Origin of the sequence: Pseudomonas sp. AMR01, from assembly GCF_041946035.1 — a bacterium.
Classification (GTDB): Bacteria; Pseudomonadota; Gammaproteobacteria; order Pseudomonadales; family Pseudomonadaceae; genus Aquipseudomonas; species Aquipseudomonas antarctica_B.
The window spans coordinates 226,023-239,624 of the sequence record NZ_JAUTYR010000003.1 but is presented as its reverse complement, the minus strand read 5'-3'; the positions used below and the strand labels follow the sequence as shown (position 1 = coordinate 239,624).

General features: G+C 57.0%; 14 protein-coding genes. All 14 read left to right on the top strand.

Going from position 1 to position 13,602, the window contains the following annotated elements:
* Positions 1-462: 462 nt before the first annotated feature.
* The 14 genes from mnmG (at position 463) to glmU (ending at position 13,442) form a co-directional block, all read left to right on the top strand.
* Positions 463-2,355: a tRNA uridine-5-carboxymethylaminomethyl(34) synthesis enzyme MnmG gene (gene mnmG / locus Q7C20_RS04585; protein WP_348061894.1), complete on the top strand. Its 1,893-nt coding sequence runs from the start codon at positions 463-465 to the stop codon at positions 2,353-2,355.
* Complete coding sequence (rsmG, locus tag Q7C20_RS04580; protein WP_375065811.1) at positions 2,352-2,996, top strand: 16S rRNA (guanine(527)-N(7))-methyltransferase RsmG; 645 nt, start codon at positions 2,352-2,354, stop codon at positions 2,994-2,996. The genes mnmG and rsmG overlap by 4 nt, the downstream gene beginning before the upstream one ends.
* An 18-nt stretch (positions 2,997-3,014) precedes the next feature.
* Positions 3,015-3,812: a ParA family protein gene (locus Q7C20_RS04575; protein ID WP_375065809.1), complete on the top strand. Its 798-nt coding sequence runs from the start codon at positions 3,015-3,017 to the stop codon at positions 3,810-3,812.
* Positions 3,813-3,821: 9 nt separating this feature from the next.
* Positions 3,822-4,694, top strand: a complete 873-nt coding sequence (locus Q7C20_RS04570) for a ParB/RepB/Spo0J family partition protein (protein WP_375065807.1) — start codon at positions 3,822-3,824, stop codon at positions 4,692-4,694.
* Positions 4,695-4,842: 148 nt separating this feature from the next.
* Entirely contained in the window at positions 4,843-5,250 is a 408-nt protein-coding gene (locus tag Q7C20_RS04565) for a F0F1 ATP synthase subunit I (protein ID WP_010565865.1), read from the top strand.
* A gap of 16 nt (positions 5,251-5,266) precedes the next feature.
* Entirely contained in the window at positions 5,267-6,139 is an 873-nt protein-coding gene (gene atpB, locus Q7C20_RS04560; RefSeq protein ID WP_375065804.1) for a F0F1 ATP synthase subunit A, read from the top strand.
* A 134-nt stretch (positions 6,140-6,273) separates the two neighbouring features.
* Entirely contained in the window at positions 6,274-6,531 is a 258-nt protein-coding gene (atpE, locus tag Q7C20_RS04555) for a F0F1 ATP synthase subunit C (protein ID WP_002555987.1), read from the top strand.
* Positions 6,532-6,589: 58 nt separating this feature from the next.
* Entirely contained in the window at positions 6,590-7,060 is a 471-nt protein-coding gene (locus tag Q7C20_RS04550) for a F0F1 ATP synthase subunit B (RefSeq protein ID WP_375065776.1), read from the top strand.
* Between the two features lie 12 nt (positions 7,061-7,072).
* Positions 7,073-7,609 carry a F0F1 ATP synthase subunit delta gene (locus Q7C20_RS04545; protein ID WP_375065774.1) on the top strand — a complete coding sequence of 179 codons (537 nt, stop codon included), beginning with the start codon at positions 7,073-7,075 and terminating at the stop codon, positions 7,607-7,609.
* Positions 7,610-7,630: 21 nt separating this feature from the next.
* Complete coding sequence (gene atpA, locus Q7C20_RS04540) at positions 7,631-9,175, top strand: F0F1 ATP synthase subunit alpha (protein WP_375065772.1); 1,545 nt, start codon at positions 7,631-7,633, stop codon at positions 9,173-9,175.
* A gap of 50 nt (positions 9,176-9,225) precedes the next feature.
* Positions 9,226-10,086 carry a F0F1 ATP synthase subunit gamma gene (gene atpG, locus Q7C20_RS04535; RefSeq protein ID WP_034139931.1) on the top strand — a complete coding sequence of 287 codons (861 nt, stop codon included), beginning with the start codon at positions 9,226-9,228 and terminating at the stop codon, positions 10,084-10,086.
* Between the two features lie 27 nt (positions 10,087-10,113).
* Entirely contained in the window at positions 10,114-11,490 is a 1,377-nt protein-coding gene (gene atpD, locus Q7C20_RS04530; protein WP_003177062.1) for a F0F1 ATP synthase subunit beta, read from the top strand.
* Between the two features lie 44 nt (positions 11,491-11,534).
* Positions 11,535-11,951: a F0F1 ATP synthase subunit epsilon gene (locus Q7C20_RS04525; RefSeq protein WP_032885166.1), complete on the top strand. Its 417-nt coding sequence runs from the start codon at positions 11,535-11,537 to the stop codon at positions 11,949-11,951.
* Between the two features lie 123 nt (positions 11,952-12,074).
* The gene (gene glmU / locus Q7C20_RS04520; protein ID WP_375065768.1) at positions 12,075-13,442 is read left to right on the top strand and encodes a bifunctional UDP-N-acetylglucosamine diphosphorylase/glucosamine-1-phosphate N-acetyltransferase GlmU; all 1,368 of its coding nucleotides are present in this window, start codon (positions 12,075-12,077) and stop codon (positions 13,440-13,442) included.
* The last annotated feature ends 160 nt before the right edge of the window (positions 13,443-13,602 follow it).

Genomic DNA, 13,602 nt, shown 5'->3' with positions numbered 1-13,602 from the left:
TTCGTGTGGCTTCGACGTGGGCGAAATTCACGTCTTATCACGTATTTCTGTGGATTAAGCCCTGTGAATAACCGCCCCTGTGCCCAGTTGATAACAGGGCTTGAAACCTGAGTAAAAACCCTCCTGTGGATAACCACCTGTTTAATCCACAGGCTTAGGGCACTTATCCAAGTGCCTTATCGGTACATGACCACAGACTTTTGAATCGCTGTACACATTGTAAATAAAGGCCTGTAGAGATCTATCCACAGAAAACAGGCTCAGTAGAAATAAACATAAAAATAAAGATTTAATAGATTTCTCTCTTTTAATTTCTATTGTCTTTGATTCATCCACAGCTGGTTAAATTTTGTGCAAAGGGTTCTTTAGGAAGGGCGAAGTCCCTATACTTGCCGCCTTGGCTCGAAAACCCTTTCAACAAACAATTCCTGATTACCTACATAAGCAGGCACGAGGTGCGTGGTGGATTTCCCTTCCCGTTTTGAAGTGATCGTCATCGGCGGCGGTCATGCCGGTACCGAGGCAGCACTGGCATCAGCACGCATGGGCGTAAAAACCCTGTTGCTGACGCATAACGTGGAAACCCTCGGTGCAATGAGTTGCAACCCGGCCATTGGCGGGATCGGCAAAAGCCATCTGGTCAAAGAAATCGACGCCCTCGGCGGCGTGATGGCCATGGCTACCGACAAGGGTGGTATCCAGTTTCGCGTGCTCAACAGCCGCAAAGGCCCGGCCGTGCGTGCCACTCGGGCACAGGCCGACCGCATCCTGTACAAGGCGGCAGTGCGCGAAACCCTGGAAAACCAGCCTAACCTGTGGATATTTCAGCAAGCGGCAGATGACCTGATCGTCGAACAGGACCAGGTACGCGGTGTTGTCACCCAAATGGGCCTGCGTTTTCTCGCGGACTCGGTGGTGCTGACCACCGGTACCTTCCTCGGCGGACTTATCCACATCGGCATGCAGAACTATTCCGGTGGCCGCGCCGGTGATCCGCCGTCGATTGCCTTGGCAAAACGCCTGCGTGAACTGCCGCTGCGTGTTGGCCGCCTGAAAACCGGCACCCCGCCACGTATCGACGGGCGTTCTGTGGATTTCTCGGTAATGACCGAACAGGCCGGTGATACACCGATTCCGGTGATGTCGTTCATGGGCTCCAAGGAGCAGCATCCGAAACAGGTCAGCTGCTGGATTACCCACACCAATGCGCGCACCCACGAAATCATTGCCGCGAACCTCGACCGTTCGCCGATGTATTCCGGGGTAATCGAGGGCATCGGCCCGCGGTATTGCCCGTCGATTGAAGACAAGATCCACCGCTTTGCCGACAAGGAAAGCCACCAGGTCTTCATCGAGCCCGAAGGCTTGACCACCCACGAGCTTTACCCGAACGGAATTTCCACTTCCTTGCCGTTCGACGTGCAAATCCAGATCGTGCAATCGATTCGCGGCATGGAAAACGCCCACATCGTGCGACCGGGCTACGCCATCGAGTACGACTACTTCGACCCGCGCGACTTGAAATACAGCCTGGAAACCAAGGTGATTGGCGGCTTGTTCTTTGCCGGGCAAATCAATGGCACCACCGGTTACGAAGAAGCCGGCGCCCAAGGTTTGCTGGCCGGAACCAACGCAGCGCTGCGCGCGCAGGGCAAAGACAGTTGGTGCCCGCGTCGCGATGAAGCGTATATCGGCGTGTTGGTTGACGACCTGATTACCCTGGGCACCCAGGAACCGTATCGGATGTTCACTTCCCGAGCGGAATATCGCCTGATCCTGCGCGAAGACAACGCCGACCTGCGCTTGACCGAAAAAGGTCGCGAGTTGGGGTTGGTCGATGACGCGCGCTGGGAAGCCTTCTGCAAAAAACGCGAAAGCATCACGCTCGAAGAGCAACGCCTGAAAAGCACCTGGGTTCGCCCGGGTACCGAGCAGGGCGATGCCATCGCGGAAAAATTCGGCACACCGCTGACCCACGAATACAACTTGCTGAACCTGCTGTCGCGTCCGGAAATCGACTACGCTGGTCTCGTCGAAGTGACAGGCCACGGTGCAGAAGACCCGCAGGTCGCCGAGCAGGTTGAAATCAAGACCAAATACGCCGGTTACATTGACCGCCAGCAAGATGAAATCGCTCGGCTGCGCGCCAGTGAAGACACCAAGTTGCCTGTGGATATCGATTACACCGGTATCTCGGGGCTGTCTAAAGAAATTCAAAGCAAGCTGGGGATAACTCGCCCGGAAACATTGGGCCAGGCTTCGCGCATCCCAGGCGTCACCCCGGCAGCCATTTCGCTGTTGATGATTCATTTGAAAAAACGCGGCGCGGGCCGTCAGTTGGAGCAAAGCGCTTGAGTTCGTCTGTTACCTCGCAACACGCCGAAGAGTTATCCACAGGTGCACGACAGTTGGGCGTCGACCTGAGTGCAGCCCAACACGAATTGCTGTTGGGCTACCTGGCCCTGTTGATCAAGTGGAACAAGGCTTACAACCTCACCGCCGTGCGCAATCCGGACGAAATGGTTTCTCGGCATTTGCTCGACAGCTTGAGCGTGATGCCGTTTATCGAAAACGGCCGCTGGCTAGACGTCGGCAGTGGCGGCGGCATGCCTGGCATCCCGTTGGCCATTCTGTTTCCAGAGTCTCAAGTGACGTGCCTGGACAGCAACGGCAAGAAAACCCGCTTCCTGACCCAGGTAAAACTTGAGCTGAAGCTGGAGAACCTGCACGTTATCCACAGCCGAGTCGAAGACTTCACGCCTGAACAGCCCTTCAATGGAATTGTTTCCCGGGCCTTCAGCAGCATGGAGAACTTCAGCAACTGGACGCGTCACCTGGGCGACCGCGACACCCGCTGGCTGGCAATGAAGGGCGTCCATCCAAGCGATGAGCTGTTAGCATTGCCGGCAGACTTCCACCTCGATAGCGAACACGCCTTGGCCGTACCCGGTTGCCAAGGCCAACGCCATCTGCTGATACTGCGCCGCACGGCATGATTGGGAACACAAGCAAGAATGGCTAAGGTATTCGCGATAGCGAACCAGAAAGGTGGCGTGGGCAAAACCACCACCTGCATCAACCTCGCAGCATCCCTGGTCGCCACCAAGCGTCGGGTGCTGTTGATCGATCTCGATCCACAGGGCAACGCCACCATGGGTAGCGGTGTGGATAAACACGGCCTGGAAAACTCGGTTTACGATTTGCTGATTGGCGAATGTGACTTGGGCCAGGCCATGCACTACTCCGAGCACGGCGGTTACCAACTGCTGCCGGCCAACCGCGATCTGACCGCGGCAGAAGTGGTGCTGCTGGAAATGCAGATGAAAGAAAGCCGTCTGCGCAGCGCGTTGGCGCCGATCCGCGAAAACTACGATTACATTTTGATCGACTGCCCGCCGTCGCTCTCGATGCTCACACTGAACGCGCTGGTGGCCGCCGACGGGGTGATTATCCCCATGCAGTGCGAGTACTTCGCGCTGGAAGGCTTGAGTGACCTTGTGGATAACATCAAGCGTATCGCCGAGTTGCTCAACCCGAACCTGCAGATCGAAGGCTTGTTGCGCACGATGTACGATCCGCGTCTGAGCCTGATGAACGATGTGTCGGCGCAGCTCAAGGAACACTTTGGCGAGCAGCTCTACGACACCGTGATTCCGCGCAACATCCGCCTGGCCGAAGCGCCGAGTTACGGCATGCCGGCTTTGGCGTACGACAAATCATCGCGTGGCGCCATTGCCTACCTGGCGCTGGCCGGCGAGATGGTTCGCCGTCAACGCCGCAACTCACGCACCGCTGCAGCCCAGCCAACTTAAGGAATCCCCATGGCCGTCAAGAAACGAGGTCTCGGACGTGGACTGGATGCACTCCTGAGTGGTCCGACCGTCACATCGCTTGAAGAACAAGCGGTGCAGGCCGACGAGCGCGAGCTGCAGCACCTGCCCCTGGACCTGATCCAGCGCGGCAAATACCAGCCACGCCGGGACATGGATCCCCAGGCGCTGGAAGAACTGGCGAACTCGATCAAGGCTCAGGGTGTGATGCAGCCGATCGTGGTCCGCCCGATCGGTGGCGGGCGCTTTGAAATCATCGCCGGTGAACGCCGCTGGCGCGCCAGCCAGCAGGCCGGCAAGGAAACCATTCCGGCAATGGTGCGCGATGTGCCGGACGAAACCGCCATTGCCATGGCGTTGATCGAGAACATCCAGCGTGAGGACCTCAACCCGATCGAAGAAGCGATCGCGTTGCAGCGTTTGCAGCATGAGTTCCAGCTGACCCAGCAACAAGTCGCCGACGCGGTGGGTAAATCCCGCGTGACGGTGTCGAACTTGCTGCGCCTGATCGCGTTGCCGGAAGTCATCAAAACCATGTTGTCCCACGGCGACCTGGAAATGGGTCACGCCCGGGCTTTGCTCGGTTTGCCGGAAAATCAACAGGTTGAAGGGGCGCGACACGTTGTCGCACGGGGGCTCACCGTTCGTCAGACCGAAGCCCTGGTTCGCCAGTGGCTCAGCGGCAAACCTGCTCCGGTCGAAACAGCCAAACCTGATCCGGACATCGCTCGCCTCGAGCAGCGCCTGGCCGAGCGCCTAGGTTCTGCGGTGCAAATTCGTCACGGCAAGAAAGGCAAAGGGCAATTGGTCATCGGATATAACTCACTCGATGAGCTTCAAGGCGTCCTTGCCCACATCCGCTGAAACATTTGCTTATGTAGCGCGCGATCGGAAAACACTACCCGGCAGTTGAATAGGGGCTGAACCGCCCCTATACTCTGCGCGCATTTTGTCGGCACAAATTATGCCAAGTTATTGATTTGCGGCAGCCGACCATTGAGGAGCAAGAGTGATGGAAACCCGCACGCCAAACACGTTGCCGTTCCATCGCTTGGCCGTTTTCCCGGTTTTATTGGCTCAATTTGTTATCTTGCTGATCGCCGCATTGGCGCTTTGGTATTGGCATGGAGTCGTTGCCGGGTATTCAGGACTTTGCGGAGGCCTGATAGCCTTGCTGCCCAATATGTATTTTGCTCACAGGGCCTTTCGGTTTTCCGGCGCCCGAGCAGCCCAGGCAATCGTCCGGTCTTTTTATGCCGGCGAAGCAGGGAAATTGATTTTGACGGCAGTGCTGTTTGCACTGACCTTTGCAGGTGTGAAGCCATTGGCGCCGCTGGCTGTATTCGGCGTCTTCGTGTTGACCCAACTGGTCAGCTGGTTCGCTCCCCTGCTAATGAAAACAAGACTTTCGAAACCTTAGGGCGTTTGAGGCAACCATGGCAGAAACAACCGCTTCGGGCTATATCCAGCACCACTTGCAGAACCTGACTTTCGGTCAGCTTCCCAACGGCGGCGGCTGGGGCTTTGCCCACTCCGCAGCAGAAGCCAAAGAAATGGGTTTCTGGGCTTTCCACCTGGATACTCTGGGCTGGTCGGTCGCACTGGGCCTGATCTTTGTCCTGATTTTCCGCATGGCGGCAAAGAAGGCGACTTCCGGTCAGCCAGGTGCTTTGCAGAACTTCGTTGAAGTACTGGTCGAATTCGTCGATGGCAGCGTGAAAGACAGCTTCCATGGCCGTAGCCCGGTGATTGCACCGCTGGCACTGACCATCTTCGTCTGGGTGTTCCTGATGAACGCTGTCGACCTGATCCCGGTCGACTGGATTCCTCAGCTGGCCATCCTGATCACTGGCGATCAGCACATTCCATTCCGTGCGGTTTCCACCACGGATCCTAACGCCACCCTGGGCATGGCCCTGTCGGTGTTTGCGTTGATCATTTTCTACAGCATCAAGGTCAAGGGCATCGGCGGCTTCATCGGCGAACTGACCCTGCATCCGTTCGGCAGCAAGAACATTTTCCTGCAAGCCCTGCTGATTCCGGTGAACTTCCTGCTGGAATTCGTGACCCTGATCGCCAAGCCGATTTCCCTGGCTCTGCGACTGTTCGGCAACATGTATGCCGGCGAGCTGGTGTTCATTCTGATCGCTGTGATGTTCGGCAGTGGTCTGCTCTGGCTTAGCGGCCTGGGCATCGTTCTGCAGTGGGCGTGGGCTGTGTTCCACATCCTGATCATCACCCTGCAGGCCTTCATCTTCATGATGCTGACCATCGTCTACCTGTCGATGGCGCACGAAGAGAACCATTAAGACCAGTCTTGACTAGTCTGATGTCCTTCCCGGTTACACGGGAAGGTAGGCCCTAGCGGGCTATGAAACGATTTGTTTTACCGCTTTAAAATCTAAAAAACCTAAACCATACGACGTAAAAGTCGGGAGGAAAGATGGAAACTGTAGTTGGTCTAACCGCTATCGCTGTTGCACTGTTGATCGGCCTGGGCGCCCTGGGTACTGCCATTGGTTTCGGCCTGCTGGGCGGCAAATTCCTGGAAGGCGCAGCGCGTCAGCCAGAAATGGTTCCAATGCTGCAAGTTAAAATGTTCATCGTCGCCGGCCTGCTCGACGCCGTGACCATGATCGGCGTTGGTATCGCTCTGTTCTTCACCTTCGCGAACCCTTTCGTTGGTCAACTCGCTGGCTAATCACTCGAATTTTTCGAGTTGATTGGGGTGATGGACAACGAATGAGCGAGGTGTTGGCGTGAACATTAATGCAACCCTGATTGGCCAATCCGTTGCGTTCTTCATTTTTGTAGTGTTTTGCATGAAGTTCGTGTGGCCTCCGGTCATCGCGGCTTTGCACGAACGTCAGAAGAAGATCGCGGATGGACTGGACGCTGCCACCCGTGCAGCTCGCGACCTGGAGTTGGCCCACGAGAAAGTGGGTCTTCAACTGCGCGAAGCTAAGGCACAGGCAGCTGAAATCATTGAGCAAGCCAAGAAACGCGGTAACCAGATCGTCGAAGAGGCTGTTGATAAAGCCCGCGTCGAAGCTGAACGTGTGAAGGCTTCGGCTCATGCCGAGATCGAACAGGAACTGAACGGCGTCAAAGACAAGCTGCGTGCCCAACTGGGTGCTCTGGCCGTCGGCGGTGCCGAGAAGATCCTGGGTGCCACAATCGATCAAAACGCGCACGCGGAGCTGGTTAACAAACTGGCTGCTGAAATTTAAGCGAGGGCGATCATGGCAGAATTGACCACGTTGGCCCGACCTTACGCTAAGGCAGCCTTCGAGCACGCCCAGGCCCACCAGCAACTGGCCTCTTGGTCAGCCATGCTCGGCCTGGCTGCAGCAGTGTCGCAAGATGACACCATGCAGCGCGTGCTCAAGGCCCCGCGCCTGACGAGCGCAGACAAGGCCGCCACGTTTATTGACGTGTGCGGCGACAAGTTTGATGTGAAAGTGCAGAACTTCATTCGTGTGGTTGCCGAAAGCAACCGCCTCCTGCTTCTGCCGGAGATTGCCGCTCTGTTCGACCTGTACAAGGCCGAGCAAGAGAAATCGGTAGACGTTGAAGTCATCAGTGCTTTCGCATTGAACCAAGAACAGCAAGACAAACTCGCCAAGGTTCTCAGTGCACGACTCGACCGGGAAGTGCGCCTGCAAGTTGCGGAGGATGCCACCCTGATTGGTGGTGTCATCATTCGCGCCGGCGACCTGGTTATCGATGGCTCGGTTCGCGGCAAACTCGCGAGCTTGGCCGAAGCATTGAAATCTTGAGTTTGAAGGGGCAGCAGAGCAATGCAGCAACTCAATCCTTCCGAAATAAGTGAAATTATCAAGGGCCGCATCGACAAGCTCGATGTGACCTCCCAAGCCCGTAACGAAGGCACTGTCGTCAGCGTATCTGACGGCATCGTGCGGATTCACGGTCTGGCCGACGTAATGTACGGCGAGATGATCGAGTTTCCGGGCGGCGTCTACGGTATGGCTCTCAACCTGGAGCGAGACTCCGTAGGCGCCGTTGTATTGGGCTCCTACCAGTCTCTCGCCGAAGGCATGAGCGCCAAGTGCACTGGCCGCATCCTGGAGGTTCCGGTTGGTAAGGAACTGCTGGGCCGCGTAGTCGACGCACTGGGTAACCCAGTTGACGGCAAAGGTCCGCTGAACAACACCGAGACCGATGCGGTCGAGAAAGTTGCTCCAGGCGTGATCTGGCGTAAGTCGGTAGACCAGCCTGTACAGACTGGCTACAAGGCTGTCGATGCCATGATTCCTGTCGGCCGTGGCCAGCGTGAGCTGATCATCGGTGACCGTCAGATCGGTAAAACCGCTCTGGCCATCGACGCGATCATCAACCAGAAAGACAGCGGCATTTTCTGCGTCTACGTAGCGATCGGTCAGAAGCAATCGACCATCGCCAACGTGGTTCGCAAGCTGGAAGAAAACGGCGCCCTGGCCAACACGATCATCGTGGCTGCCAGTGCTTCGGAATCTCCTGCGCTGCAATTTTTGGCACCGTACTCCGGTTGCACCATGGGCGAATACTTCCGCGACCGCGGTGAAGACGCACTGATCGTTTATGACGATCTGTCCAAGCAAGCAGTGGCTTACCGCCAGATTTCCCTGCTGCTGCGTCGTCCACCAGGCCGTGAAGCTTACCCAGGCGACGTGTTCTATCTCCACTCCCGTCTGCTGGAGCGCGCATCCCGCGTTTCGGAAGAATACGTAGAGAAGTTCACCAACGGCGCAGTAACCGGCAAAACCGGTTCCCTGACCGCACTGCCGATCATCGAAACCCAGGCTGGCGACGTTTCCGCGTTCGTTCCGACCAACGTGATTTCCATCACCGACGGTCAGATCTTCCTGGAATCGGCCATGTTCAACTCCGGGATCCGTCCTGCAGTGAACGCCGGTGTTTCGGTATCCCGTGTGGGTGGTGCCGCTCAGACCAAGATCATCAAGAAGCTCTCCGGTGGTATCCGTACCGCTCTGGCTCAGTACCGTGAACTGGCGGCATTCGCCCAGTTCGCTTCTGACCTGGACGAAGCCACCCGTAAGCAACTTGAGCATGGTCAGCGCGTTACCGAGCTGATGAAGCAGAAGCAATACGCCCCAATGTCGATCGCTGACATGGCGTTGTCGCTGTATGCCGCTGAGCGTGGGTTCCTGACTGACGTCGAAATCACCAAGGTCGGCAGCTTTGAACAAGCGCTGATTGCTTACTTCAACCGCGATCATGCCGACTTGTTGGCCAAGATCAACGTGAAGGGTGACTTCAATGACGAAATCGACGCTGGCATGAAAGCCGGTATCGAGAAGTTCAAGGCCACCCAAACCTGGTAAGCCGCAGCGGGAGCCGCAAGGCTCCCGCTTGCTAACCTGATAGGTGTTACATGGCAGGCGCAAAAGAGATTCGCAGTAAGATTGCGAGCATCAAAAGCACGCAAAAGATTACCAGCGCCATGGAAAAAGTGGCGGTCAGCAAAATGCGCAAGGCACAAATGCGCATGGCTGCTAGCCGTCCTTATGCGGAACGTATCCGCCAGGTAATTGGGCATTTGGCCAACGCCAACCCGGAATACCGCCACCCCTTCATGATCGAGCGCGAAGTTAAGCGCGTCGGTTATGTGGTAGTGAGCAGTGACCGTGGTTTGTGCGGTGGTTTGAATACCAACCTGTTCAAGGCCCTGGTCAAGGACATGGCGGTAAACCGCGAAAAGGGCGTCGAGATCGATCTGTGTGTTGTTGGTAGCAAGGGTGCGGCCTTTTTCCGCAACTTCGGCGGCAACGTCGTAGCAGCTATCAGCCACCTGGGTGAAGAGCCGTCGATCAATGATTTGATCGGCAGTGTGAAGGTGATGCTGGATGCGTACCTGGAAGGCCGTATTGACCGCCTGTCCGTGGTATCCAACAAGTTCATCAACACCATGACCCAGCAGCCAACCGTGGAGCAATTGATCCCACTGGTGGCGACTCCGGATCAGGAACTCAAGCACCACTGGGACTACCTCTACGAACCAGACGCCAAAGAGCTGCTTGACGGCTTGATGGTGCGCTACGTGGAATCGCAGGTGTACCAGGCGGTGGTCGAGAACAACGCAGCTGAACAAGCGGCGCGGATGATCGCGATGAAAAACGCTACCGATAACGCCGGTGATCTGATCAGCGATTTGCAGCTGATCTACAACAAGGCGCGTCAGGCTGCGATCACCCAAGAGATCTCGGAAATCGTCGGCGGCGCTGCCGCGGTTTAACGGTTCAAATATTCAGAGGATCCAGCTATGAGTAGCGGACGTATCGTTCAAATCATCGGCGCCGTTATCGACGTGGAATTTCCACGCGACAGCGTACCGAGCATCTACAACGCGCTGAAAGTACAAGGCGCGGAAACTACTCTGGAAGTTCAGCAACAGCTGGGCGACGGCGTAGTTCGTACCATTGCGATGGGTTCCACCGAAGGCTTGAAGCGCGGTCTGGACGTTATCGACTCTGGCGCTGCCATCTCCGTACCGGTCGGTAAAGCGACCCTGGGCAGGATCATGGACGTACTGGGCAACCCGATTGACGAAGCTGGCCCGATCGACACCGAAGAGCGCTGGGGCATTCACCGTCCAGCACCTTCGTTCGCCGAACAAGCTGGCGGCAACGATCTGCTCGAAACCGGCATCAAGGTTATCGACCTGGTTTGCCCGTTTGCCAAAGGCGGTAAAGTTGGTCTGTTCGGTGGTGCCGGTGTAGGCAAGACCGTAAACATGATGGAACTGATCCGTAACATCGCCATCGAGCACAGCGGTTATTCCGTGTTCGCCGGTGTGGGCGAGCGTACCCGTGAGGGTAACGACTTCTACCACGAGATGAAGGACTCCAACGTTCTGGACAAAGTGGCACTGGTTTACGGTCAGATGAACGAGCCGCCGGGTAACCGTCTGCGCGTAGCACTGACTGGCCTGACCATGGCCGAGAAGTTCCGTGACGAAGGTAACGACGTTCTGCTGTTCGTCGACAACATCTACCGTTACACCCTGGCCGGTACTGAAGTATCCGCACTGCTGGGCCGTATGCCTTCCGCAGTAGGTTACCAGCCGACCCTGGCCGAAGAGATGGGCGTTCTGCAAGAACGTATCACTTCGACCAAAGAAGGTTCGATCACCTCGATCCAAGCGGTATACGTACCTGCGGATGACTTGACTGACCCATCGCCTGCGACCACCTTCGCCCACTTGGACGCCACCGTCGTTCTGTCCCGTGACATCGCTTCCCTGGGTATCTACCCAGCGGTCGATCCACTCGACTCGACTTCGCGCCAGCTGGACCCGAACGTGATCGGCCAGGAGCACTACGACACCGCTCGCGGCGTTCAGTACGTGCTGCAGCGTTACAAAGAACTGAAGGACATCATTGCGATCCTGGGTATGGACGAGCTGTCGGAAGCCGACAAGCAGTTGGTAAACCGTGCTCGTAAGATCCAGCGCTTCTTGTCGCAGCCGTTCTTCGTGGCTGAAGTCTTCACCGGTGCCTCGGGTAAATACGTTTCCCTGAAAGACACCATTGCTGGCTTCAAAGGCATCCTCAACGGTGACTACGACCACCTGCCAGAACAAGCGTTCTACATGGTCGGCGGCATCGAAGAAGCGATCGAGAAAGCCAAGAAACTGTAATCCCGGCGCCCGGCAACGGGCGCTCATCAGGTTGAGGCAATCAGATGGCTATGACAGTCCATTGCGATATCGTCAGCGCGGAAGGGGAAATCTTCTCCGGTCTGGTAGAAATGGTGATTGCACACGGCGAACTGGGTGACCTTGGTATTGCCATGGGCCACGCACCGCTGATCACCAGCTTGAAGCCAGGTCCGATCACTCTGACCAAGCAAGGCGGGGAACGTGAGGTGTTTTACATCTCCGGTGGTTTCCTCGAGGTTCAGCCGAACATGGTCAAGGTACTTGCCGATACTGTGCAACGTGCTGGCGACCTGGATGAAGCCTCCGCTCAGGAAGCCGTGAAGGCTGCCGAGAAGGCCCTGAACGAAAAGGGTGCGGACTTCGACTACAGCGCTGCTGCTGTACGTCTGGCCGAGGCTGCAGCCCAGCTGCGCACGCTCCAGCAGATCCGCAAGAAGTAAGCGGCCCTGCCGTCATGCTTCATGCGCGATTGATTAAAAAGGGTAGCCTCGGCTACCCTTTTTCTTTTTCAACAAAACATTTCTTTGGTCTGAAGCCGGACCGCCCAGGATTGGTAGCCACTCATGTCTCTTGAAATCGTCATTCTCGCCGCAGGCCAGGGCACTCGCATGCGCTCGGCCCTGCCCAAGGTGCTGCACCCGGTCGCAGGCAACTCCATGCTTGGCCATGTTATTCACAGCGCCCGGCAGTTAGACCCACAGCGTATTCACGTGGTGATTGGCCACGGCGCAGATGTGGTGCGCGAACGCCTGGCGGCCGACGATCTGAATTTCGTGCTGCAAGACAAACAACTGGGCACTGGCCACGCCACCGCGCAGGCCGTGCCGTTCATCACCGCCGACACTGTGCTGATCCTCTACGGCGACGTGCCGTTGATTGAAGTGGAAACCCTGCAACGTCTGCTCAAACACTTGGTGCCCGGTCAGATGGGCCTGCTCACCGTAGAGCTGGACGACCCAACCGGCTATGGCCGCATCGTGCGTAACGCCGACGGCAAGGTCGCCGCCATCGTTGAGCATAAAGACGCAAGCGCTGCCCAACGTGCGATCACCGAAGGCAACACCGGGATTATGGCGGTCCCGGCGAATAAGCTCGGCGACTGGATGAGCCGCCTGTCCAACAATAACGTGCAGGGCGAGTACTACCTCACCGACGTCATCGAAATGGCCGTGAGTGATGGCTTACTCGTTGCCACCGAGCAACCTCACGACCCGATGGAAGTGCAGGGCGCCAACGACCGCAAACAGCTGGCAGAGCTCGAGCGTCACTATCAGTTGCGTGAAGGCCTGCGTCTGATGGCACAGGGCGTGACCATGCGAGACCCGGCGCGCTTCGATGTACGCGGCGAGGTTACCGTGGGCCGCGACGTGCTGATCGACATCAACGTGATCCTCGAAGGCCGCGTGGTCATCGAAGACGACGTGGTGATTGGCCCCAATTGCGTGATCAAGGACAGCACCCTGCGCAAAGGCGTGGTAGTTAAAGCCAATAGCCATATCGACGGTGCGGTCATGGGCGAGGGCAGCGATGCCGGGCCGTTCGCGCGGTTGCGTCCGGGCACCGTGATGGGCGCCCGGGCGCACGTCGGCAATTTTGTCGAGCTGAAAAACGCAAAAATGGGTGACGACGCCAAGGCTGGCCACTTGGCCTACTTGGGCGATGCCGTTATCGGTGCGCGCAGCAACATTGGCGCCGGGGCAATCACCTGCAACTACGACGGCGCGAACAAATATCAGACGACCATTGGAGAAGACGTATTCATCGGCTCCAACAATTCGCTGGTTGCACCGGTGACCATCGGCGATGGCTCGAATACCGCTGCCGGTTCCACCATCAATCAGGATGTGGATAAGTCCCAACTGGCAGTCGCCCGCGCACGCCAGCGCAACATCGATGGCTGGAAACGCCCGGTCAAAATCACGAAGAGCTGAGTTATCCACAATCTGATCAGCGATAAATATCCAATGTGGGAGCGGGCTTGCTCGCGAATGCGGTCGGTCAGTCACTGAATATGTGTCTGATGTACCGCGTTCGCGAGCAAGCCCGCTCCCAAATTGGTTTTGTGTTGATCTAAAAATTTACCTCGCCCCA

Coding starts and splice junctions, on each gene's coding strand:
- Q7C20_RS04575 (WP_375065809.1), top strand. CDS start 3,015: ATGGCTAAGGTATTCGCGATAGCGAACCAGAAAGGTGGCGTGGGCAAA.
- Q7C20_RS04570 (WP_375065807.1), top strand. CDS start 3,822: ATGGCCGTCAAGAAACGAGGTCTCGGACGTGGACTGGATGCACTCCTG.
- Q7C20_RS04565 (WP_010565865.1), top strand. CDS start 4,843: ATGGAAACCCGCACGCCAAACACGTTGCCGTTCCATCGCTTGGCCGTT.
- atpB (WP_375065804.1), top strand. CDS start 5,267: ATGGCAGAAACAACCGCTTCGGGCTATATCCAGCACCACTTGCAGAAC.
- atpE (WP_002555987.1), top strand. CDS start 6,274: ATGGAAACTGTAGTTGGTCTAACCGCTATCGCTGTTGCACTGTTGATC.
- Q7C20_RS04545 (WP_375065774.1), top strand. CDS start 7,073: ATGGCAGAATTGACCACGTTGGCCCGACCTTACGCTAAGGCAGCCTTC.
- atpA (WP_375065772.1), top strand. CDS start 7,631: ATGCAGCAACTCAATCCTTCCGAAATAAGTGAAATTATCAAGGGCCGC.
- atpG (WP_034139931.1), top strand. CDS start 9,226: ATGGCAGGCGCAAAAGAGATTCGCAGTAAGATTGCGAGCATCAAAAGC.
- atpD (WP_003177062.1), top strand. CDS start 10,114: ATGAGTAGCGGACGTATCGTTCAAATCATCGGCGCCGTTATCGACGTG.
- Q7C20_RS04525 (WP_032885166.1), top strand. CDS start 11,535: ATGGCTATGACAGTCCATTGCGATATCGTCAGCGCGGAAGGGGAAATC.
- glmU (WP_375065768.1), top strand. CDS start 12,075: ATGTCTCTTGAAATCGTCATTCTCGCCGCAGGCCAGGGCACTCGCATG.